The 21,017-nt window shown below is 49.2% G+C and carries 23 protein-coding genes; 14 read left to right on the top strand and 9 right to left on the bottom strand.

Going from position 1 to position 21,017, the window contains the following annotated elements; all coding sequences use genetic code 11:
- Position 1: 1 nt before the first annotated feature.
- From H6624_05525 to H6624_05515, 3 genes are all read right to left on the bottom strand, one after another.
- On the bottom strand, positions 2-1,345 hold the full coding sequence (locus tag H6624_05525; protein MCB9083780.1) for an HNH endonuclease: 1,344 nt from the start codon (positions 1,343-1,345) through the stop codon (positions 2-4).
- 351 nt (positions 1,346-1,696) lie between these two features.
- Positions 1,697-2,089, bottom strand: coding sequence for a hypothetical protein (locus H6624_05520; protein MCB9083779.1), 393 nt, complete (start codon positions 2,087-2,089; stop codon positions 1,697-1,699).
- A 473-nt stretch (positions 2,090-2,562) separates the two neighbouring features.
- The gene (locus tag H6624_05515) at positions 2,563-3,435 is read right to left on the bottom strand and encodes an RHS repeat-associated core domain-containing protein (protein MCB9083778.1); all 873 of its coding nucleotides are present in this window, start codon (positions 3,433-3,435) and stop codon (positions 2,563-2,565) included.
- A 125-nt stretch (positions 3,436-3,560) separates the two neighbouring features.
- On the opposite strand from H6624_05515, the gene H6624_05510 reads away from it, so the two are divergent.
- Genes H6624_05510 through H6624_05500 form a run of 3 tightly spaced genes read left to right on the top strand, consistent with a single transcriptional unit; the run spans position 3,561 to position 4,510 of the window.
- Positions 3,561-3,854 (top strand): hypothetical protein, encoded by a 294-nt coding sequence (locus H6624_05510; protein MCB9083777.1) that lies wholly within the window; start codon positions 3,561-3,563, stop codon positions 3,852-3,854.
- Positions 3,855-3,857: 3 nt separating this feature from the next.
- A complete protein-coding gene (locus tag H6624_05505; protein ID MCB9083776.1) occupies positions 3,858-4,163 on the top strand; it encodes an XRE family transcriptional regulator in 306 nt (101 codons plus the stop codon).
- 23 nt (positions 4,164-4,186) lie between these two features.
- Positions 4,187-4,510 (top strand): hypothetical protein, encoded by a 324-nt coding sequence (locus H6624_05500; GenBank protein MCB9083775.1) that lies wholly within the window; start codon positions 4,187-4,189, stop codon positions 4,508-4,510.
- Positions 4,511-4,713: 203 nt separating this feature from the next.
- Here H6624_05500 and H6624_05495 read toward each other — a convergent pair whose 3' ends face one another.
- Positions 4,714-6,063: a hypothetical protein gene (locus H6624_05495; protein ID MCB9083774.1), complete on the bottom strand. Its 1,350-nt coding sequence runs from the start codon at positions 6,061-6,063 to the stop codon at positions 4,714-4,716.
- 131 nt (positions 6,064-6,194) lie between these two features.
- On the opposite strand from H6624_05495, the gene H6624_05490 reads away from it, so the two are divergent.
- Positions 6,195-7,064 carry a TIGR02147 family protein gene (locus H6624_05490; protein ID MCB9083773.1) on the top strand — a complete coding sequence of 290 codons (870 nt, stop codon included), beginning with the start codon at positions 6,195-6,197 and terminating at the stop codon, positions 7,062-7,064.
- A 78-nt stretch (positions 7,065-7,142) separates the two neighbouring features.
- Complete coding sequence (locus H6624_05485; protein MCB9083772.1) at positions 7,143-7,523, top strand: hypothetical protein; 381 nt, start codon at positions 7,143-7,145, stop codon at positions 7,521-7,523.
- Positions 7,524-7,547: 24 nt separating this feature from the next.
- Here H6624_05485 and H6624_05480 read toward each other — a convergent pair whose 3' ends face one another.
- Complete coding sequence (locus tag H6624_05480) at positions 7,548-8,741, bottom strand: hypothetical protein (protein ID MCB9083771.1); 1,194 nt, start codon at positions 8,739-8,741, stop codon at positions 7,548-7,550.
- Positions 8,742-8,744: 3 nt separating this feature from the next.
- Positions 8,745-10,196 (bottom strand): HD domain-containing protein, encoded by a 1,452-nt coding sequence (locus H6624_05475; protein ID MCB9083770.1) that lies wholly within the window; start codon positions 10,194-10,196, stop codon positions 8,745-8,747.
- A gap of 177 nt (positions 10,197-10,373) precedes the next feature.
- Here H6624_05475 and H6624_05470 point away from each other — a divergent pair, with 177 nt between their 5' ends.
- The 3 genes from H6624_05470 (at position 10,374) to H6624_05460 (ending at position 13,050) form a co-directional block, all read left to right on the top strand.
- Positions 10,374-11,012, top strand: coding sequence for a hypothetical protein (locus H6624_05470; protein ID MCB9083769.1), 639 nt, complete (start codon positions 10,374-10,376; stop codon positions 11,010-11,012).
- Positions 11,013-11,024: 12 nt separating this feature from the next.
- Positions 11,025-11,573 carry a hypothetical protein gene (locus H6624_05465; protein ID MCB9083768.1) on the top strand — a complete coding sequence of 183 codons (549 nt, stop codon included), beginning with the start codon at positions 11,025-11,027 and terminating at the stop codon, positions 11,571-11,573.
- Between the two features lie 76 nt (positions 11,574-11,649).
- Positions 11,650-13,050: a cyclic nucleotide-binding domain-containing protein gene (locus H6624_05460; protein ID MCB9083767.1), complete on the top strand. Its 1,401-nt coding sequence runs from the start codon at positions 11,650-11,652 to the stop codon at positions 13,048-13,050.
- A gap of 258 nt (positions 13,051-13,308) precedes the next feature.
- Here H6624_05460 and H6624_05455 read toward each other — a convergent pair whose 3' ends face one another.
- A complete protein-coding gene (locus H6624_05455) occupies positions 13,309-13,875 on the bottom strand; it encodes a hypothetical protein (GenBank protein ID MCB9083766.1) in 567 nt (188 codons plus the stop codon).
- A 157-nt stretch (positions 13,876-14,032) separates the two neighbouring features.
- Positions 14,033-15,079, bottom strand: a complete 1,047-nt coding sequence (locus H6624_05450; protein MCB9083765.1) for a DUF3592 domain-containing protein — start codon at positions 15,077-15,079, stop codon at positions 14,033-14,035.
- A gap of 270 nt (positions 15,080-15,349) precedes the next feature.
- On the opposite strand from H6624_05450, the gene arsC reads away from it, so the two are divergent.
- The 3 genes from arsC (at position 15,350) to H6624_05435 (ending at position 18,025) form a co-directional block, all read left to right on the top strand.
- The gene (arsC, locus tag H6624_05445) at positions 15,350-15,697 is read left to right on the top strand and encodes an arsenate reductase (glutaredoxin) (GenBank protein ID MCB9083764.1); all 348 of its coding nucleotides are present in this window, start codon (positions 15,350-15,352) and stop codon (positions 15,695-15,697) included.
- The gene (locus H6624_05440) at positions 15,694-17,148 is read left to right on the top strand and encodes a deoxyribodipyrimidine photo-lyase (GenBank protein MCB9083763.1); all 1,455 of its coding nucleotides are present in this window, start codon (positions 15,694-15,696) and stop codon (positions 17,146-17,148) included. Before arsC ends, H6624_05440 begins: the two co-directional genes overlap by 4 nt.
- A gap of 73 nt (positions 17,149-17,221) precedes the next feature.
- A complete protein-coding gene (locus H6624_05435) occupies positions 17,222-18,025 on the top strand; it encodes an ion transporter (protein ID MCB9083762.1) in 804 nt (267 codons plus the stop codon).
- 87 nt (positions 18,026-18,112) lie between these two features.
- Here the strand turns inward: H6624_05435 and H6624_05430 are convergent, their stop codons facing one another.
- A complete protein-coding gene (locus H6624_05430) occupies positions 18,113-18,595 on the bottom strand; it encodes a hypothetical protein (GenBank protein MCB9083761.1) in 483 nt (160 codons plus the stop codon).
- Between the two features lie 263 nt (positions 18,596-18,858).
- Here H6624_05430 and H6624_05425 point away from each other — a divergent pair, with 263 nt between their 5' ends.
- From H6624_05425 to H6624_05415, 3 genes are all read left to right on the top strand, one after another.
- The gene (locus H6624_05425; GenBank protein ID MCB9083760.1) at positions 18,859-19,848 is read left to right on the top strand and encodes an IS30 family transposase; all 990 of its coding nucleotides are present in this window, start codon (positions 18,859-18,861) and stop codon (positions 19,846-19,848) included.
- A 92-nt stretch (positions 19,849-19,940) separates the two neighbouring features.
- A complete protein-coding gene (locus H6624_05420) occupies positions 19,941-20,528 on the top strand; it encodes an SCO family protein (protein MCB9083759.1) in 588 nt (195 codons plus the stop codon).
- Positions 20,525-21,001: a copper chaperone PCu(A)C gene (locus H6624_05415; protein ID MCB9083758.1), complete on the top strand. Its 477-nt coding sequence runs from the start codon at positions 20,525-20,527 to the stop codon at positions 20,999-21,001. Before H6624_05420 ends, H6624_05415 begins: the two co-directional genes overlap by 4 nt.
- Positions 21,002-21,017: the final 16 nt, after the last annotated feature.

Below are 21,017 nucleotides of genomic sequence, written 5' to 3'. Positions count from 1 at the left end.
TTTAGTTCACAGAGATATCTGCCTTCAGATGTTGGGCACGGTGGTGGCCAGAGCACAACAGAGTTAGGTTTTCCAAAAGGTTGCTTCCGCCAAGTGAAACCGGCGTGAGGTGATGGATTTCCAAAAACCTCCTCTCCCGACACCGTTCTCCCTGGTGATTCACATGGCTGCATCTTCCGGCAAATTTGAGCATGACTTGATGTTTAGTGGCGGCGGGAAGAGGTCTTCGCCGAATTTGTTTGTTCATAGGTAGGGGCTTGGCTCCGTTGGTCGTATCGTGTTCTCTCTTCCCATGTGTGGTTGGGTTTGCTTCTTCTTTTTCTGAACCGACTTCATTTTTGATTTCTTCCCTTTTTCCTGTGGATGAACCCTGCCGGCCCAAGGGAACTATGCCATTGTCTACCTTTCGGTCCTGCAAGTTTGTAGTCTTCGGGCTCCCCTTTGACGCGGGCATTTCGGTAACTTGTCTTAAGACAAGTTCCGGACATGATTGCGTCATAGAACGGTGATTTGATTTCCCATTCCCATTCCCATTCCCATTCCGGGTCTCATTCGGTTTCGAATCTCTTTGATTTTGGGCACCTGCGTTCTTATTCTCATGTTGTTTTGAATCGTTTTGATCTTTGGGGCTGGTGTTATGACTCCCGCCCGCGAGTTTCCCGCGGATCATTTGCCGTTTGGCTTTTTCGACGGGGTCATATTTCTCCAAGTAGAGGTCGACCAGGGCTGCGAGGGTTTCTTCAAGGCCGGCCGGTTTCTTCGATTTTTGACCCACCAAATCTTGGGCTCGGCGGATTTTCATCATGAGCTTCTCCGATATTCCCACCTGAAGTTGAACTCGCACGACTGAGGGCTGCTGGCGAATGGCCACCTTTTCTTGAATCTCATTCTGGGGATGAACAAAGTCCATGCGACCTTTACGCGCTTCCTGGGGGTTTTCTTTAGCCACCTCTCGCTCCACTTTGGATTGGGGCGCAGTCTTAGCCAGTTCGATCCAGTGGTTTTTGTTTTCAGGATTTATGACAGCCGTGATCTTCCGCGCCTTTGAGACCGTCAAAGCGCCCTTTGTAATCTCTTCTTTCAGTTCCGGAACCTCGCGGGATTTGCGAGTGACGTTAATAAAAGTGTAGGCCACATTATCCGCAAGGCCCAGGCCATGAACAGCGTATTGAAATAGAGAGTTAAATCCATAGCGTAGATAGACTCTGTAGAGATCCACTTGATCTAATATGTTCATCAGATCAACTTCCGCCGCCTTGTATCGGGCCGAAGCCTGCAGGGCCTTGTGGTGAATGTCCCGTATCTTTTGTGGCAAATGCTTTTCAAAGTCATTCCTCTGATTCAAATAATATCCCCCTGGTAACGAATTGAGATCTTATAGCATGGGTTTTTAAGAGTACTTTTGTAGGACTTGCCTAACGCAGAATAAATCGCCCGGGAGGCGCACCAGTAGGGGCGTTGATGGATTTAAATGACGATTGCGAGTGAAAAATGAAAATCAAAAAATGAAGAGAGTATCAAGCGTCCTCGTGAGCCGAAAAGTACGTCAACAGGTTTTTCAGTCGTCCAGCTTTTGTTTCGAGCGCCAAACAGCCTGCAAAGGTTCAGTGAAGGCTAGCATCCAATAAACACGTTTGACACTTTAATTCCAAGAGTCCGTCAAGTGGGTAAGCCAGATTGGGGATGAGTTAAGCGCTTAACTCCCCGCCACTCGCAAGTACTCCAACCATGATCTCCAGCTCCAGAGTATCAGCAAAAAATCGACTGACAGCTTGATGGCTCCTTTAAGGACGCTTGCATGAGTGTAAACCAGGATAAGCATAAGCAGATCATTCGCAACCTGCAACAATGGGAACGCGGGTATTAAAAAGAAGAGGATTGATGGCGCCTTTTCTGGAATATTGTAAAGCACGACCACTAAAATCGGAAGAATCGTCGAGATTTTTGCACCTAAGGAGCCCTGGTGGTATGTCATGTCCGAATCGAAGTAGGAGAGGACCGCTGCGGAGAGAATTGAGATCGTCATGTACGTCTGAATTCCTTTTTTGTCTGATTTCGGCAGTTTTAAAAAGGCTTTCTTATAGATCATATTTTCCCCACAATTCCCAGAGGGTCGGGTCAGGATAAAGGTGGGTTTCATAAGTACTTTATCGTGTAAAAGGTATTTGTGATTGCAAAGGCAACCCAAATTGCTAACCAGGGATAAATCAGTACCCCAATTGACCCTAATGCAAATTTATATAGAGCAAACCCAGATGAGTATATCGATAGAAAGAAAATAATTTGAGAAACGGTCCAAAAGAATGCGCTCAAGATCATATGGAAAGAGATGAGATATTTGACAATCGCGAGTCTCTTAACCAAGAGTGTTATCACAAAAAGCTCGAACCCCAACTGCAAAAGATAGCCAGTTTTAACTCCTAGGTCATTTGAGTCAAAAAAATGTCCGAGCCCGCCTACAATAGAGTAGAGTGAAATGATGGCAAGCAAGGCATATAAGATTAGGTTGACAAGCCAGATTCTGGATTTCATTCAATTTGATCCAATCTACAGGTCATCCGTTCAATATAGAGTGGAGGCACATGATTTTTCGCACTCAACGTGAATAGAGATCTCGTGCTTTACGAATTCATTAATTTTATTGCCCTTGTCCTCGCAGGCACTATTGTAATTGCTGTTGTTTTCATTCTCTTTTCGTTGTAGGCAAGCCCTCATACAGTTCGACGGATCAGAGTTTGGGAATCCAGGAAGCAGGTTTTTGCAGAGCTCGGGCGCCGCTGTACAATAGTACATATTGTTGTCGCTTACACATTTGTGCCCATATGCTATTTCACTAGTTTCAGGACCGGCAGGTACATTCCCGCCGCCCTCATTGGGACCCTCTGGAGTAGCAATCAAGCCATCTTGGTCTGTCAAAATCATTGGTGCGTTCCGAACATAAGAATACAGATTAGTGTCCTCGCCCTTGAACCGGATCGGATCCTTAGCCGTCCACCTTCCAACGGAGGCCATATAGTCTCTGGCCCCAAACCTCACAAGCTGAGTCTCATGGTCATAATGCCCACCCGCAAAGCCAAAGGGCTGAAAGCCGGGATTGGAATCTGTCATAACAACACCAAACTCATCGTAGCTCATTCGCTGCTCAATCACTCCTGTTTGCGAGTTTACCACAGCTCTGATACTTCCCAAGTGATCTTTGACAAATCTGTACTCGGTGGCATTTTTAATCATCATGTCTGGCGAGTGGCTTTGGGTGACGTAAACGAACTGAGCCGTGACACTGCCTGCAGGATTAAGCTCTGCAATGAGCCTGCCGTTAAAATCATGGACGAAGTACTTTTCAACTAGACCATTTACTTTCTTGGCAAGCCGCCTGCCTTCGCCGTCGATCTGGTACTCGATGTTTTTTCCACTGGGCAAATTGACTTCGATCAATTGCTCAAGGGCAAATAGAGGGGCCTTATATGTCTTAGCCGCACCACCCTAATTTCACGATGAGAAAATCCGTAAAATTCAACAAAAAACTTGCAATATATTGCAAGATTGAGTATGGTTTTAAAATGAGCCGACGGATCTACCCACTGAAGTTAAGCATCAACGGCAGACAACTAGAGAGAGTCGTCATCGATCCTCACTACGAGGAAAAGCATGCCGACTCAATAACGGATGAGGTTATTTTGGCTCTGGTGAGGCAGCTTGATGGAAAGTCATTTGGACCTATTGATCAAGACGAAGAAGGTTTCCAATACTTCGTCAACGACAGGATGGAGTTCGATCAGAAGTTTTATAAGTTGATTTGGCTGCTTCACGATGAAGAACTATACGTCGGCATCGTCAATGCCTACAGGAGGTAATCCGTGCGTTATCCAAGCAAGAAGACGTTAAAAGAGATGGATAGGAAGCTTAAAGGAGCTGAGGGCACATTGATGGTCGGCCCTAGTTCGTCTCCCGCAGAAAAGTTTCGTTGGGAATTATGCCAGATTCTTGTGAAGTACATGACTGAGAAGAATCTTTCCCAGGTGGAGTTCGCCAAACTGTTGGGAATTGATCAATCTCGAATCAGCGAGATCGTGAATCATCGGATCGACAAGGTTTCGACCGATAAGCTGATCGCCTATAACGAGAAGATCAACCCAAAAGTAGAATTTAGGATAGCCCGTTAGACTCATCCAGAAGACAAAGGGTAGTGGGAGTTGGTGGGATCGCCACCGGAGAAGAAACTACTGTAGCGGTTCAGGGAGGTAATGATCATGGCTTCTTACATAATTTCATTGGTCGTGTCGCTTTGATGTTAACTAACCTTGGGCACTCTTCTAGCTGTAAGCAAGTTCCTCTTTACGATGCTTTGGCGAGTAAGAATACTGTCCTCTTTGGCAAGATTGCGTCTATCAAGGAAGTTCCAAGCAATGGCGGGTTTTGGCCAAAGAAGAAGTATCAGATGGAATTCGAGCTGACGGAGGTCTTAAAGGGAGAGTCTGAAGCAAAAGGAGTTGTTGAGATTGGCTTCTAGATCCGTTCAACTGCAGGGACGTCAGTTTATTTTCGCGAAGGGGAGCTTTGGGTCATTGGATTCGATAGCTCGTCGTCAATGGCTCCGGTGGATCTCGGACCCATCAATTGTTACCAGCCAGCAGTCCGTATTGAAAGCCCTGCGGATATTAAGCTTTTAGATTTGAAATCCAGGTTGCGCAAGTCTTCAGGATAGATAGGCACTTAACTCGTCCCCGAACTGGCTTTGCCACTCGGTGCGCTTTTGGGTTTGTGTCCACTTCCTCGCGCCTTCATCAAACAATCGATGCGATTGGAAATGTACTCCATCATTTGCGGGGAGCTGGCGTCGTCGCTGGCGCAGCGGGAAGGGATGTCTTTGGGGCGGCCCTTGGCGGGGTTTGCAGTCAAACGTAAATCATTGCAGATGGCAGTCACGGCGTACTTGGTGCCGTTTTTGTGTTCGATCAAGGCACTATCACCGTAACAATGACGTTTGCGATCGCCGCCGAGAGGAACGTGAAAAGAACCACTCTTGCGGTAGATGTTTGAGGGTGTCGATTTATCCTCAGGCTTTGCCGCGGGATTGGGTTCGCACACCCCTTTGACGAAGCGATTGTAGTTGGCTTTGTTGCGAGCGATCTCGCAAGGGTAATTCATCACTCGGCGAATAAGATCGGAGGTCTGAGGGTCTTTCACCTGATCGTGCTCAAGAGCGGTGTAAAAGGAGAGAATCCCCATTGAGGAGGCGACTTGAGTTCCCGCGCCAAGACCTCCTCCCGGAAAGATGTAACCTGGGTTCCACACGGGGCCTCCACAGTGGCAAAAGCGAGGGGAGAGTTGCTTCAATTCTTTGCCCTTGGTGGCATCACAGTTGGGGCGGTAGGATTTTCCCAGGTAAAGAACTTTAGCAAAAGGGTCTTGGTCGCCACCGCTTTGCGGAGCTGTGCCCGGGTTGAGATCCTCACTGATTCCCATGTCCCGCACTCGCTCATTGATGTAGCACTGGCTTTTTCCCACCACGGCGTCTTCCCAGGCGGCTCCTTGGATTTTCTCCGCCACGTCAGCGGTGTTTGAATTGCGCGAGAGAACAGCCATGGCTCTCATCTCGTCCATGTAAAGGTAGCGCTGAAGATCGGCAATGCGGATGTAGCGATCTTTAAGGCCCCTCTCGGGAAGAGACTCAATGTCGACCAGCTTTTCATTATAGGCCGGAGCCATAGAGGCAATGATGGCAATCTTCGGGATACTGGCCGCACAAAAGGCGGTGCCCGCATGGTAAGAGGCGAGTTTGGGTTTTCCTTTTTCGCTCAGGTCCACCACTCCAATTGTCAACTGACGGGAGTCGATCAGATCCTTCATGTCCTTAAAGGTTTTGGGCGGCATTTTTTTGATGCAGGATTGGTCGCTGAGGTCTTTGTTTTCAGTCAGCAGCGCCTTTTCAAAGTCAGCTTGAAAGCCAGGATCGTTGGGCCCCTGAAGAAGGTCTCCAGGGCGCGTCTGCCCCCAGGTCGGGTGAGGGGAGAGGAATCCTGCAAGAATCAAGAGGCTCAAGAGCCAGGAGGGGATGCTCATCCCTTGATTTTAGGGCTTTCTAAGCCCGCGGCCTAGCCCAGATCATGTAGATTCTATCCGATTTGCAACCAAGGGTTGTGCTGGATCAAAATCTGGGCAAATGATGTGGGTGGTCGAAAGGATGGATTGTCATGGGCGCAAACTGCGTTTTGCCGTCTCTATTTCAATTCGGCTCCTATAGGGAGTATTTAAAGCAGTTTTACGAGTACTCCAAAAAAGTGACGCCGGGGTTTTCATACGCCTATTTTTCAAATCGGGCAGGGCTTCCTTCGCCCAATTACCTGCAGATGATTATGACGGGAAGGCGCAACCTCACCGTCGACAATATTCATCGCTTTGCCACGGCATTGGACTTTGGCGAAGAGGAAAGGGAGTTTTTTGAGACTCTCGTCCACTGGGAGCAAACCGAAGAGCCCACCGCCAAGGGTTTTTACCGCAGGCGACTAGATCGCTTGCGTCCAAAAGACCAGCCGGAAACGAGGGCTCTGACCCGAGCCAATGCTCTGTTTCGCGAATGGTACCATCCCGTAGTATGGGTGGCGGCCGAAGGTAAAACCCGGGACGAAGTGGTGGAGCTGGGTGGTAGCCTTAAACTCTCACCTGAGCAAATGTCACAGGCCTTGGATCAATTGGGTGAAGAAGGCTTGCTAGTTGAAAATGCCGAGAGGAAATACCAGTTGGTTGCCGATCATTTACAGGCTCGGGATTCGAATTCCATGAAGTTGCTGCAGAAAGAATACTTAGGCAAACAATTGGATCTTTCCAAGTGGGCTTGGCGCAATCGCTACGGAAAAGAGGGGGTCTTTCTCTCTCATACCTTTACTTTGGATATAGACGACTACGCTCAGTTTAGCTCGCAAATGACCGAGTTCTTGAGCTCTCTGGTGGCCCAGGCGGACCAGAAAAAATCCAATAATATTAGCCAGATCAATGTTCAGATGTTTTCCCTTTCAGGGCAAAATCTGAACAAATTGTTCAAGGAACCTGAAGGGAACTGTTGATTCAAATTGAGGGATTTGAATCAGGGGAGTTAAAAAAGGGGTGTAGGGCCAATCAGGGCCCAACAATGAGGGGGAACCATGAAAAACACAAAAGTGAAAACACTGATGGGAGTGATTGCCATGACCGTCACACTTGCTGCCACGGCTGCTTACCTGAACAACATTGAAGATGTGCGGATGGTGAAAGACGCCTACACCGCCGACTTTTTTGCCTTAGAGGGAGTGAACGGCGTGGGCATTACCGCCTGTGAAGCCGACAGTGGATTGCCGGTCGAGGACTTTGGGGCAGCCGGGGACAAAGTCTACTGCATTCAAGTTTACACCGAGAATGACCTTGGCCTGGCAAATATGGAAGCCACATTTGGTCCGGCACCAGTTCTTCTTGATGGAGTCTTCATGAACTACAAAAAGATTGGCGTGATTGGACCCCAGCCTGGTGTTACGATTGGAAACAATTGATTTGTTAGAGGGTCAACCACCCCTCTACCAGAGACCCGGTATCAGACGGTACCGGGTCTTTTTTTTGTATTCCCGGTATTCTTCAAACTGAGAGAGAAAGCGCTCCTCGCAAATGGTGCGGGCCACGTAGATTCCTGTCCACAGCAAATAGGCAAAGATATTGATCGCCGTGTAGGCAATCGAAAATTTAAAGGTGGCAATACCAAAAAAGCCTACTTTGCAAAAGGTGGCTGGGTGGCGAACCAGGGAGTAGGGGCCTTTGGTTTGAATGGCCTTATAGGTCATATTGGAAGTGGCAAAGTAGAGTGAGGCACCGGAAGAAATATATCCGGCCAGAAAGGTCAACCCTACGATATCAGTGAGCACTTCGAACCAGGCGCCATCAATGATATGGACCACAGCTGTGTTGTGATCCATCAGTGCCGGCAAAAAGGTGGTGGCCCAAATGGTAAAGGGCATATAGCAGGCCATGGTGATTATCCAATGAATAGGATTGGTGTCCATGGCTTTAAACCGGGTTTTGGTAAAAACTGACTCCCAAAAATAGCCAATCGAGGCGTTGTTGGCATCAATCGTCCAAACCAATGAAGTCAGCGTGGCCACAATCGCTGTGTAGGTCCAGGTGTTTTCTCCAAGTGAGCTGGCGATATCTCTGTTGGTGAAATAAATCTGATCCACCATTAGAGGAATAAAGTGAAGTCTGAGCAATGAAGAGATGATAAATGTCTGGTAGGCTCTAACACGGTAAAGCCTTTTGAGGCTTGACCACTTTCTACGGGCAATTTGGCGAAAAATTGAGAGAATCCTCAGGTAAGGGTCGTTGAGGAAGTTCTTGGCCGAGTATCGATACTTTTCGGCCAACACAAAATAAGGAAGTCCCGCCCACAGATAAAGATTAAAATAGAAATTGAGGAAATACTCGGCGTGAGAAAAAGCCTGGGTGTAAAAGGAGTGGCTGGAGTAGGTGATTTTGGCCACGTAAATAAAGCCACCCCAAAATAGGTATTTGCCGATGATCTTGATGGGGCTTTGCAACCACCGCCTTTTCCAGTAAGTGTCCCTGTCGCGAACCATGGCAATCAGGGTATAGATAGCGATGAGGATGAGAATGCTGATAAAAAAGTAGTCTTCCACATCCACTGGCGTCAGCATAAAGATGCCAAAGGTGATGGCAAAGGTGAGAATGATGCTGCTGATGGCAACCAGTGGATGAATCATTGTCTATTTGTGGTTTGAAAAGTTTTGTTCACGCATTTTTTCAAGAATCTTTTTTTGTTTTAAAACTTCATAGACCTTTGGACTTAGGTAAACCCGGGGAATAAAGTTTCGGTACTGGCTTAGAATACTCATCAGGGAGTTGGGGATTTCCACAAGCAGGCGCGGTTCATCGTGACGAGTGAGGACCTTGGCCGGGTCGCGGGAGGAGAGAACCTCCTTGCCTGATTTAAAGCGCCTTCGCAAAGTGTCCATATTTTGGGTGAACATCACATCGCGAGTGGGAATATCGCAAATGACCCAGGCCTCGGGATCGATTTGCTTGATTTCATTAGTGAGCCAATCCATTGCGGATTGGGTCTCCTTGACCAGTTGCTTGCGGTGGTCTTCGCTCTCAATGAGGGTGGGCACCACGGGGGCCACCTTGACCTGGGCCGGAGGAATCCGCCGGGCGAGCATTTCGCTCAGCTCGCGGATCATGGGGTGCATGATACGGCCGGCGAGGTACTCGTGGAGTTTGGCCATAAAGTAAGAGTCATTGAAGGTAAAATACTCGTTGGGGTGTTGGATGACTCGGTCCATCAAGTGCTCAAAGGAGTAAGCCAAACCATTTTCCAGAAAGTACTCAAAAATCTTGGCGGCGATCAGGTCAAATTTGTACCCGGTTCCGTCATTGATGATTTGCGAATACCAAAGGTAGCGAGAGATCAAAAAGGAATCGACCACATTCATGGCGTCCTCTTTGATACATAATATTTCTTGCCCCTTCTCTTCATGAAGAGTCAGAGAACGAATCAGCATATCCATATCGAAAATGCCGATTTTAACTCCGGTGTGCAGGGCATCGCGGGTGAGGTAGTCCATTCTGTCCGCATCCACATCTGAGTGCATGAGCTGGTTGGCCAGAAGGCGGGAGCTTTCGCCGGCAATGACTCGCGAAAGCTCTTGGGGGTCAATGCCTTCTTCTTTGAGGATTTTGGTTACGCCACCTTCAAAGTCGGTGTTTTGGATGATGCGGCTGCCAAGGTTTTCATGATTGGCGACATACTTGGTTTTTCCCACTTTCTGTTGATGTCTCCAATGGGCGATATAGGCAATTTCGGTGGTGTGAGAAAATGGGAAGGTGCCAATATCGTGAAGCATGGCTGCCAGCCGCATCATGCGGTGGAAGGTCGTCTTTTCATCATGGGCCTTGGGGTTAAAGAGTTTGTCTTCTGGAACGGCCAAACCAATGCTCCTAAGAATGCGATCCATGACGTGAAGTACGCCAAGGGCATGAGCGTGTCGGGTGTGAGTGGCACCGGGGAAAATGTAAAAGCTAAATCCCAACTGGCGAATCCACCGCAGTCTTTGGTAATAGGCGGATTCCAGAATGCGGGCTTCCACCCGATTCAAAGTGATATAGCCATGGATGTTGTCAAAGATGACTTTTTTGTAGAGCTGAGCCATGACAACCATTTATCGGAATATTCTCTTCTGAATTTGATGGCTTAGAAGGGAACTGGACGAAAGTACTGGAGACGAGGCAGGTTGCGTAATTGAATTTGAGGCGGAAATTCCCACACTCTCTTTGCTGATGACAAAGGAAATCTTCACAAATAGAGTGTCCCTCTGATGTTTTGGTGGAGGATTAGCATGAAAGGTATTCAAGTATCCCTATTGATGAAGAGATTGGTCGTAGGGATTTGGATTTCGGGGATAGCGGCTCCCGCTCAGGTGTGGGCCGGGACAGCGGAAGGCCTTCGGGACTTTTACCCAGTTACGACTTTGGTGGCGCAGAATGAAAAGAAGTCCGATCTGGATCTGGAGTCCCTTGGCTTTGAAACTCATGAAATCAAAGGAGATCCCAAAGCTCAGGCGATGCTCAATGAGAGAAGTAGTTCTCTTCAGCTTCACCAGTGGTTTGGATTTGGAACATTGGGTTTGTTGCTGGCCACATTGTCGACGGCACCCGAAGGTGAGAAAGCGAGTAGTGCCCACGAGACACTCGGGTATTTAACGGCTGCCAGTTATGCCGGAACCGCCTATCTGGCGCTGACAGCTCCTGAACCACCCAACATGGAGAGAAAGGGTTGGAATATTCGTCTGCATCGGGCCTTGGTTTGGATTCATTTGCCAGGCATGATTTTGACTCCAATTGCTGGGGCAATGGCCAACGGTGATCTAAAAAAAGGTAAGAAACCGACCGGACTTGGCAAATATAAGGCTGAAATTGCTGGGACGACGGCGGCGTCGCTTGGCTTAGCTGCCCTCATGATGACGATTGATTTTTAAAGGGAGAGAGTCATGGCAAAATCGATTAGTGGAATGATCGTTTTCTGTCTCGTATCGCTGGTTTTTCAAACGAATGCGAAAGCTGATTCCGTATGGGAATTGGAATCGGGTCAAGTCACATATACAGTAACTCATCTTCTCCATGACTCACAAGGCACGAGTCGTGCCGTTAAGGGTAGGGGCCATTGTGGAAAAGAGGGCTGTGAGTTTTTGGTGGCGGCTCCAGTGAAGTCGTTTGAGAGTGGAAATGCCAATCGAGACACGCATATGCTGGAGGTGGTGAAAGGAGCTCTTCATCCCATCGTTTCTGTTCGCATTGACCTGAAGGGCGGGGCTGTTGCGGGTGATCACCAGCTGACGGCTAAGGTTCAATTTGCCGGTCAGGAAAAGACCTACGAGAATTTGAAAATCTCCTTAGTAAAAGAGGCCAACAAGATTGTCACCAAGGGGCACTGGGATCTCGATCTTGATGATTTCAAGATCGAAAAGCCGGCACTTTTGGGTAAGAGCATCGACAAGAGGCTAGGCTTGGATCTGACAGCAACCTGGATTGGCGGCTAGTCACCAGGTCTGGAAAACTCCTGACAATTTCATTGAAACTGTGAAATCATTAAACCTCAACGGGCGAGTGGGGGTGATGATGGAGTTCAGTTTTGTCCATCTTTTTTGGGCGTTTTTTTTGGGCCTAGTGAGTGCTGCGTCTCTGCCATTGGGTTCATGGGTTGGACTCATTACTCAGCCAAAGAGCAAGATGATTGGCCTTCTGGCAGCGTTCGGGGCGGGCGCGTTATTGGCAGCCTTGTCCATTGAATTGGTTGCGCCGACGGTAAATGCCCTTGTCGCCTCAGCACATGATGGGGGAGGGGGACACGGCCATGGAGATGGGAGTCCCTTGGCGGCATTTTTGTCCATGCTCTTTGGAGCCGGAGTCGGTAGTGTCCTGTTTGTTGTTCTCGATCAACTGGTCAATGCCCACGGCGGGTTTTTGCGTAAATCCGCGACCACCATGGCCTACTTCACAAAGCGTAAGGCGAAACGGCATTATGAAGTTCTAAAAGAGCTGTCGCGAATTGAAGTTTTCCAATCTATTCCCAATGAAGCCGTCCAGGAGTTGGTTGAATTGGTTCAGCCCGTTCTTTTCAATCCGGAGGAGATTCTTTTTAATCAAGGGGAGCCCGGCGAGGAGTTGTTTTTTATCCAATCTGGGGAGGTGAGCCTCCATCAGGATGGGGTTTTGTTTAAAACTTTGGGAGCAAATTCAATTCTGGGTGAGATGGCGTTATTTACGGGAGAACATCGATCGGCGATGGCCAAGGCTGAAGCCGCGGTTAGCTGTTTGATGTTGCGCAAGGTTGATTTCGATCGATTAAGGCAAAAGTTCCCTAAATTGGATCAAGCCCTAAGGAAAATGGTTTTAGACCGTTTGGATGAGCTTCGGGAAATCCGTGAACATCGCGAGCGGGAAAATGAAAACTGGGCTAGAGAGGCAGCTGCGGCATTAAGAACGGGATCTGAACTTCCTTCGAGACAGGAACTGCGTACTGCCCATGAAGAGCATAGTGGAGCCCCCATGGCGATATGGCTGGGCATCCTTCTTGATGGAATTCCAGAGAGTTTTGTCATCGGAACGGGCCTGCTTGCCATTATGGCAGGAAAGCAAAGTGCTGGTGTGGAGATTGGCTTTTTTGATGTGGTTCCTTACACTCTTATTGCTGGCTTATTCCTCTCTAATTTTCCTGAAGCCTTATCGAGTTCTGTCGGCATGAAGGACCAAGGGATGAAGTCCTCGCGCATTTTGATGTTGTGGCTTTCTTTGGCCATCATGACAGGGGTCGGGGCGGGAATTGGCTATACAGTTGGCGAATCCCTGTCACACACATTTGTCATCGGGATCGAAGGTGTAGCAGCAGGGGCCATGCTCACCATGATTGCGGCAGCCATGGTGCCTGAGGCCGCTCACCGGGGAGGTGGGAACCTCACCGGGGTGGGGACTCTGCTTGGCTTTGTGGCGGCGATTTCGTTTAAACTACTTGAATAAAACTGGCCTACCTAATTGTTGATCCGCAGAATCCTTTGTCAGTTGATTCGGTTCTTTGCCGACCATTCTCCGTAAATCCTCACGCACCTTTCGGCCGCAGGCGCGTCTTCGGACTGCGTCAGCGTGCTGCCGCAGTTCGGATACGCCCATGCGCGACGGTGGAGGATTCGGATTCACGGGAATGGCTCGGCAATCGAACCGATTCCCGGACAAAGGCGAGCTAAAGTTCTGCGGATCAACAATTAGGTAGGCCAGTTTCTAGCGACTGAGGCGGGAGCCGACGGTGTGGCGTCCGGTGATCTCGCAAGTGCGGGACAAAATGGGGCCATTGTTGTTGACTGGGGGATAGCGCCAGTCCCAGGCGCACACGTAGTCCATATTGTAGTAGGGATCATAGCAGTAGAGGGGATAGGGGCGCTTCTCTCGGGGGGTGCCCCGACGGACCGTGCGGACCTTAAAGTTGATCTTGGGCAAAAACACGTCGATGGCCTGATCAGAAATCACACGAATAGAAGCCTCGCCGTTTTCAAATGAACAGGCATAGTGGGAGTCAAAAGTTCTCAGGAACCCCTGGTAAGTGAGTGGGGTGGAAGAGGTGTCAGTTTGAGAAAACTCAAAGTAGTAGTCGATCTTTTCGCCCGTGCCGCGGCCAAGGGTGTCCACATAATCGATGGCTGTGTGGGCAATATAGGTGTTTTCATCCTTCTTGAGAATGCGCACGGGCCGTTGATCCTCGGTATACCATAGCCCATCCAGCTCAAAGCCTGAGGCCGGTAATGAAAATAGGCAGAGTGACAAGGCCAATGATAGACAGATTTTTCCCATGATTCCCCCCCTCACAAGCCAACCGCAGATTCATCTCAAGTTCGATCTTTCAACGGTTAGCTACTGAAGGCTCAACACTTAGTGAGATGAGGGCAGGAGATCAAGTCTTTTTCGCTGACTCGGCAGGAGGAGGGCCTGGGGTCCTTTTGGCGGAGATTTAGGCGGCTCGGCGGGGACGGTGAGCCCCTGGGGGCTGAGATCTTTTGCGCCGATTCGACCTTGCGAACAAATTGGCCCAGCCAATGAGAAAGAACAAGGCGGCCATTCCACCAATAAGAATGGGAAAGAAGTACATCCACAGCCCGTCTTCCATTATGGCCTTTTGCGGATCAAAGGGATCGTAAAGAACCACGACTTGATCGCCCACTCGCCAACTCGGATGGGAGGTGCCAAAGTCACCTTTAAAGCGAATCGATTCCTGACTTCCCTGGGGGTAGAAATCGATTATTGGGTAATAGACATTGGACTTACTACCCGATGATCTCTGTGAGGAGACGATCTTGCCAGGTGCCTTGGCGGCAGACTCAATAAACTGAGCCCGCTTCTGGCCCCAAATAATTGAGCCACTAAAGCCAGCGATGGCTAAGGCCATCATCACGGCACCAGTGGCCCGATTGGGTTTCCACTTTCGCCGAGCTTGGGCCGCATCTGGGTGACGGCTGAGGCGAATGAGTTGGCTCAGTTCTTCGTCTGAGAGGAATTCGCTATAGAGAGTGAAGTCTCTTTGCGCTTTCTGCCAGGCCTGTTTGGCGGGGCCCATCTGGCGTGACTTCTTCCATAGGGAGTAGGCGAGTTGGGCTAATATCACTCCGGCAATGATCAAGGAGAAGCGGTCCCATTTGAAGGTAAAATAAAATCCAGCGAGAAAACCAAGAGACATCACAATCAGGATGGGAGGTAGAGCCTCCAAAAACCGACTGTGCACATAGACTTTGTTGGGGTGTCTTTTGTTAATGAAGACAGTAATGGGATCTCCCACTTCTCCGGATGGGGGGCGTGAGGCCACGCTCGACAAACAGAAGCGACCGTCGACCTCAATCAGTTGTTTCCAGGTGGTGCGATGTTCGGCCTCGGGCTTTTTCACATGATCGACAATGGTGCCGATGGCGCGCTTGCCCTCATCGGCCACGCGTTTTAGATAGTGGCGGAGAATGAAGCCGAACACCAAAAAGGGAAGTCCCACAATGAGAAATGCGATTTCCATCTTACTGGCCTATCGGAGTTTATGGCTTCATTTCTGAGCTAATTTGGCCCCTCTTCTGTGATTTCCGCAAACTCTCGGCATTCGGACGCTGTATCCAGACAATGACTGGCAAGATTTTGCGAAAACACGTGATGAGGATCTGGCACTCCCCAAAAAGGGCCGGCCGCTTGTGGGGAAGAGGAGGCATATGCGCATTTTTCCATAATGACGCCCCTATGTCACCAGCGCTTGTTCGTGAAACTTTTGTTGGGATCATGTTATTAAAGGTCCATGTCTAAAATAAAGATCTATCATAATCCCAGATGTTCCAAGAGCCGAGAGACTTTGGCTCTGCTGCAGGACAAGGGTCAACAGCCAGAGGTCATCGAGTACCTAAAGGATGCGCCCACTGCAGGCGATTTGCTTGAAATCATCGACATCCTTGAGGGCGAGCCGGCCTCCTTGGTACGAACCAAGGAAGACAGGTATCGGGAGCTCAAGTTTGATCTGACCAGCAAAGAGACCATCGCTGAAAATCTCGCTCAACACCCAGAGCTCATCGAGCGCCCTATTGTGATCTACAAGGGGAGAGCCGTGTTGGGGAGGCCGCCAGAGAAGGTTCTGGATCTGTTTTCATGACCTATAGCAAGAGTTTGGTATGGTTCCGGCGGGATTTAAGACTCCAGGATCATCGGGCCCTGAGCGAAGCTTGTCGGCAATCGAAACAAGTCTATGTCGTCTTTGTTTTGGACACGAATATTCTGAATCGACTTTCGGAAAAACAAGATCGGCGGGTGGCTTTCATTCATGAAGCCCTGGTTGATTTGGATAAAGGCCTCATGTCCCATGGGGGCAGGCTGATTGTTCTTCATGGAAACCCGATCGAATTGATCCCTCAGCTCGCCCAAGAATTGGCAGTGGAGGCCGTCTTTACCAATGAGGACTACGAAGCTTACGCTAAAACAAGAGATCATCAGGTCGCAAAGGCTTTACACAATTTGGGAGTTGATTGGCACAGTTTCAAGGACCATGTGGTCTTTTCTGGTAGTGAGATCCTCAAGTCTGATGGCACTCCCTATCGGGTCTTCACCCCTTACAAAAAGGCATGGCTGAGGGCTCTCAAGGCCGACCATGTTGCAGAAGCAAAGCCAAATTTCAAGAGACTAGCCTCAATGAGTCCCGCTATGGCCAAAAAATGGTCTTTGCCAGGGCTCCCGGCGCTTGGTTTTAAAGCTGTCGATTCGGGCATGGAAGCAACGGTAAAGGCGGCGAAAAAGGCTTTGGCGGATTTCAAAAAACAGATGAAAGCCTATGCCGATCGAAGGGATTTTCCCGCTGAAAAGGGCACCTCTCAACTGTCGGTCTATTTACGCTTCGGCCTGATTTCGATACGCTCTTGTGTGCGCGCGGCGAGGGAGACTCGGTCCAAGGGGGCACAGACCTGGCTGTCGGAGTTGATCTGGCGGGATTTCTATCAAATGATTCTGGATCAGTTCCCTCACGTTGAATCCGAGGCTTTCCAGGAAAAGTACCGGAATATCAAATGGCCGGGAAAGCCCGCCCACTTCAAGGCCTGGTGCAAAGGGCAGACGGGCTACCCATTGGTGGATGCGGCCATGAGGCAGCTCAACCAGGCCGGGTGGATGCACAATCGTCTGCGCATGGTGGTGGCCAGTTTTCTGGTCAAGGATCTGCTGATTGATTGGCGCAAAGGGGAGGAATACTTCGCCACCAAGCTCCTGGATTTTGACAAGGCAGCCAATAACGGCGGCTGGCAGTGGTGCGCTTCGACCGGCTGTGATGCTCAACCTTACTTCCGTATTTTCAATCCGGTCTCCCAATCAAAAAAGTTCGATCCCGAAGGTGAGTTTATTCGCCAGTGGGTTCCCGAGTTGGCTTGGTTTGAGGACAAGGATATTCATTTTCCCTCTGACACCCCAGAATCCCGAAGGCCTCAAGGCTTTCAGATCGGCAAAGACTATCCGGCTCCAGTGGTCGATCACCAGAATCAGCGCTACCTGGCTTTGCGACTCTTCGATGGTACCAAGTACCTTTTTCGGAAGCATCGCAAAACAGGGAGCGCCATCTGATGCTGTTCTTTTTTTTTGCGATGTTTCCGAAAAAGGTACTTGGTACCATTAGAATGCATGGTAGGCTGAAGCCATGAGGGAACTTCGGGAAAAACTTCACCGCATCATTTTTGAGGCCGAAACGTCATCGGGCCGTGCCTTTGACGTGACCCTGATCATTCTTGTAGTCCTCAGTGTGGCTGTGGTCATGATGGAGAGTGTGGATTCCGTTAGGAGGGAGTACCTGTTTGAGCTGACGGTTCTTGAGTGGGTTTTCACCATTTTGTTCACTGTCGAGTATTTACTTCGCCTATTTTGTGTCCATCGACCTCTGCGATATGTTTTTAGTTTTTTTGGTTTGGTGGATTTCTTTTCAATTGTACCCACCTACCTTAGTTTGATCTTCCCAGGTGTGCAGGGACTCCTCATCATAAGGGGATTGAGATTGTTAAGAGTCTTTCGCGTCCTGAAACTCCAACGCTACACCCATGCCGGAGGGATTTTGCAGGCGGCCCTCCACCAGAGCCGACATAAGATAACGGTGTTTCTGGGAGTGGTTGTGACCATGGTGTTTATTATTGGCACCATTATGTATCTGGTGGAGGGCCGGGAGAACGGCTTTACCAGTATACCCAAGTCGGTCTACTGGGCGATTGTGACGATGACGACGGTCGGTTACGGAGACATTGCTCCGCAGACGCCGTTGGGACAGCTGATCTCTTCGCTGTTGATGATTGCTGGATATGGAATCATTGCCGTGCCCACGGGAATTGTTTCGGTTGAAATGGCTAACGTGACTCGCAAGAAGGAATTTACCCGCACCTGCCGTCATTGCACGAAAGAGGGCCATGATTATGATGCCAAATTTTGCAATGAATGTGGGCAGGTTTTAGACTGAAGACCCCTGAAAAAACTAGTACCTTCAGAAAACAAAAATGGCTGCCCAGAGAGCAGCCTTTTTTGACATTCAGGTATTTGTACCCGATTAGTACATGGGCATAGAACCCCAGCCGATTTTCACGTCGGGATTTCCGAACTGAAGCTTAAAGGTGCCGGCAGGGATGTGAAGGACGATTGAACCTTCCTTTTTGTTCCAGGGAACCAAAAAGCGAACCTTGCGCTCGAACTTGCGATTCTGGTTTTCCTGAGGGCAGAGTCTCATGGCCGCACTAGGACGGTCAGGGCGCTCAACGGGGTACATGTAGAAGGGGCCATTATAAGACATGTCGTTGCTGTTATCGACTTTGTAAACACCGGGAAGAACTTCAATAACGCGCTCATAAACAACATCTTGTTCAACGCAGTACTCAGTTTCCACTCCAGTGACTTCAACCAAGACTTGACCCCAATTGCGCTCAGGTTGATCGGGGATTTCCAGGGTGAGGGTGACATCTTCTTTCCAGTTCAGGTCAGCAGCGAAAGCGATGGAGCTAACGGCCATCATGCACAGGGCTAATAGAGATTTCATGAAAGTCCTCCTAGACGGGATTTAAGGGTTGGTGGAAATCTAGGCAAGGCCAAGGATTTTCGCAACTTAAGATCCGGTTTCAAGAAAACCATTCATGTTGGCGGGACAAGAAATACAGGGCGTGTAAAAGGTACCGGGTGGTTCTTGGTATCGCGCATAACTGGAAAATGCGCATTTGGTGGGGCTTTTTGATGTTACGCAATACCAAAAGATACCCGGGTGAATACTAGATTTTAACGCAACACTTTAATAATAGGAGTGTTGTGAAAAAATTCAAACGAATCTCGCTAGAAGAGAGAGAAGAAATCAGTCGTTTATTGTCGAAAGGCCTGGGGGTTCGAGATATTGCTCAAGAGCTTTCCCGTGCTCCAAGCAGCATTAGCCGAGAGCTCAGGCGCTTCAAGGAGCAGATCAATTACCGGGCAGTTTGGGCAGATAAAGAGGCTCAGCGAGCCTCACGCAGCCGCCGTTTAGGCAAGCGCAAGATATTGAAAAATCAGCGTTTGTTAAGGGTCATTCGGGCTAAGCTCAAGCTTTACTGGTCTCCCGAACAGATTGCCCAGCACTTAGAATCCCGGTATGAGGATGAATCCATGCAGGTCTCCAAAGAAACGATCTATTCCTACATCTACATTCTTCCTCGGGGAGAACTTCGTGCTGAACTGACTAGGTGTCTTAGGCAGGCCCACAAAAAGCGTCGGACCCGAGGGCGAAGCGCGAAAGGGCAAGTATCCAATCTTGAGGACATGATATCAATCGAGGAAAGGCCGTCAGAGGTTGCTGATCGCTCCATACCGGGACACTGGGAGGGAGACATAATCATTGGCGGGCAAAGGGAGCAAACAGCCCTGGGAACTATGGTAGAGCGCACCACGAGAACCACTATCCTTGTCCCCCTGAAAAGCAAGAAAGCCGAGGATGTCAGAAGAGCATTTGCGAAGGAGATCAAGAAGTTACCAAAGGAGCTTCGGCTAACCCTGACATATGATCAAGGACGAGAAATGGCTCAGCATAAACTCTTCACTAAAGAAACCCAAATGAAGGTGTATTTTGCCCACCCACAAAGTCCTTGGGAACGAGGAACTAACGAGAACACTAACGGTTTGATCCGGCAGTTCTTCCCCAAAGGAACTAACTTTACCAACATTACTCGCAAGGAGATCAAACGAGTCCAACGGCTACTCAATGATAGGCCCAGGAAAACCCTGGGGTGGAGAACACCACGCGAAGCTATGGCGGAACTGTTGCGTTAAAACCTTGACCCCGCACCGGTACTTTTTGAGGAGGATTGCATAGGGCTCCTTGTTTTGATATAGGAACATAATTCCTGAATAACGGAGAATTGGTGGAAAAAAGTCAATTTAGCATTCCGGCGAAGCTCTTTTTTGTGTTCACCTTTGTTGTGACCCTGGCATCCCTGTGGATGTTCCTGCAGGAACGTCGGCATGAGAGTTTTTTAGGCGGTGATTTCACCTTGAATCATGGTGGCGAGGCCTGGCAGTTTTCGGATCACTCTAAAGACCTCAATCTGCTCTACATTGGTTACACCAAATGCCCAGATGTGTGTCCCTTGCGCATGATCAAGATCCGTGAAGCCCTGGCGGAGCTGGGAGCCCAGAACCTAGAGGATGTGCAACCCATTTTTATCAGCGTGGACACGGATAATGACAAGCCGGAGGAGGTTTCTGCCTATGCTCAGTACTTTCTCAAGGGCTTTGTCGGCTTGACCGGTACTCAAACCGAGGTGAACAAGGCGATTTCGCTTTTTGGAGCCACCTATTCGAAAAGCGTCGAACCCAATTCCGAGCTTGGGTATTCCTATATTCATACAGATCGTTTGTACTTTTTGGATCGGAAGGGGCGAGTTCTGGATAGCTTGGTGGCGCCGACGGATGCCGCTGAGATTCTTGCTAAAGTGAAGGAGTTGTTGTGATGACAAGAATTGTGACCAAGACCTTGATTTTGGTGTTGATATCGAATCTGGCCTGGTTGGCGGTCGCGGGTAAGGGTGGGATCGGAGTTAAGCAATCCAAGATATTTTTGCCTTTGCCTGGCAGTCACATGACGGCGGGTTATGCTCACATAGAAAATCAGTCGGCGAAGGCGATTAAGGTTTCTGTCAGTCGTGTGGATCATTTTGCAAAGGCTGAGCTCCACCGGACCTATGAAAAGGATGGGCGAGTGGGAATGGAAAAGGTGGACGAGGTGGTCATTGAGGCCGGTAAGGCTCTGCACCTCATGCCAGGGGGTTACCATCTTATGCTGTTTGACCCTCAGGGAGAACTTAAGGATGGGCAAATAGCAAAAGTTCATCTACTGGTTGATGGTTTCCCAGCGGTTTTTGAGTTTAAACTCGAAAACCGGGTGTCTGACAGGAACGTCGAAGAGCACCACAGTCATCACTAAGTGAAGTGGAAATTTG

This window comes from Pseudobdellovibrionaceae bacterium, from assembly GCA_020635075.1.
Lineage (GTDB): Bacteria > Bdellovibrionota > Bdellovibrionia > Bdellovibrionales > UBA1609 > JADZEO01.
Note: the sequence above shows the minus strand (reverse complement) of the source record. Positions and strands in the feature narration are given on the sequence as shown.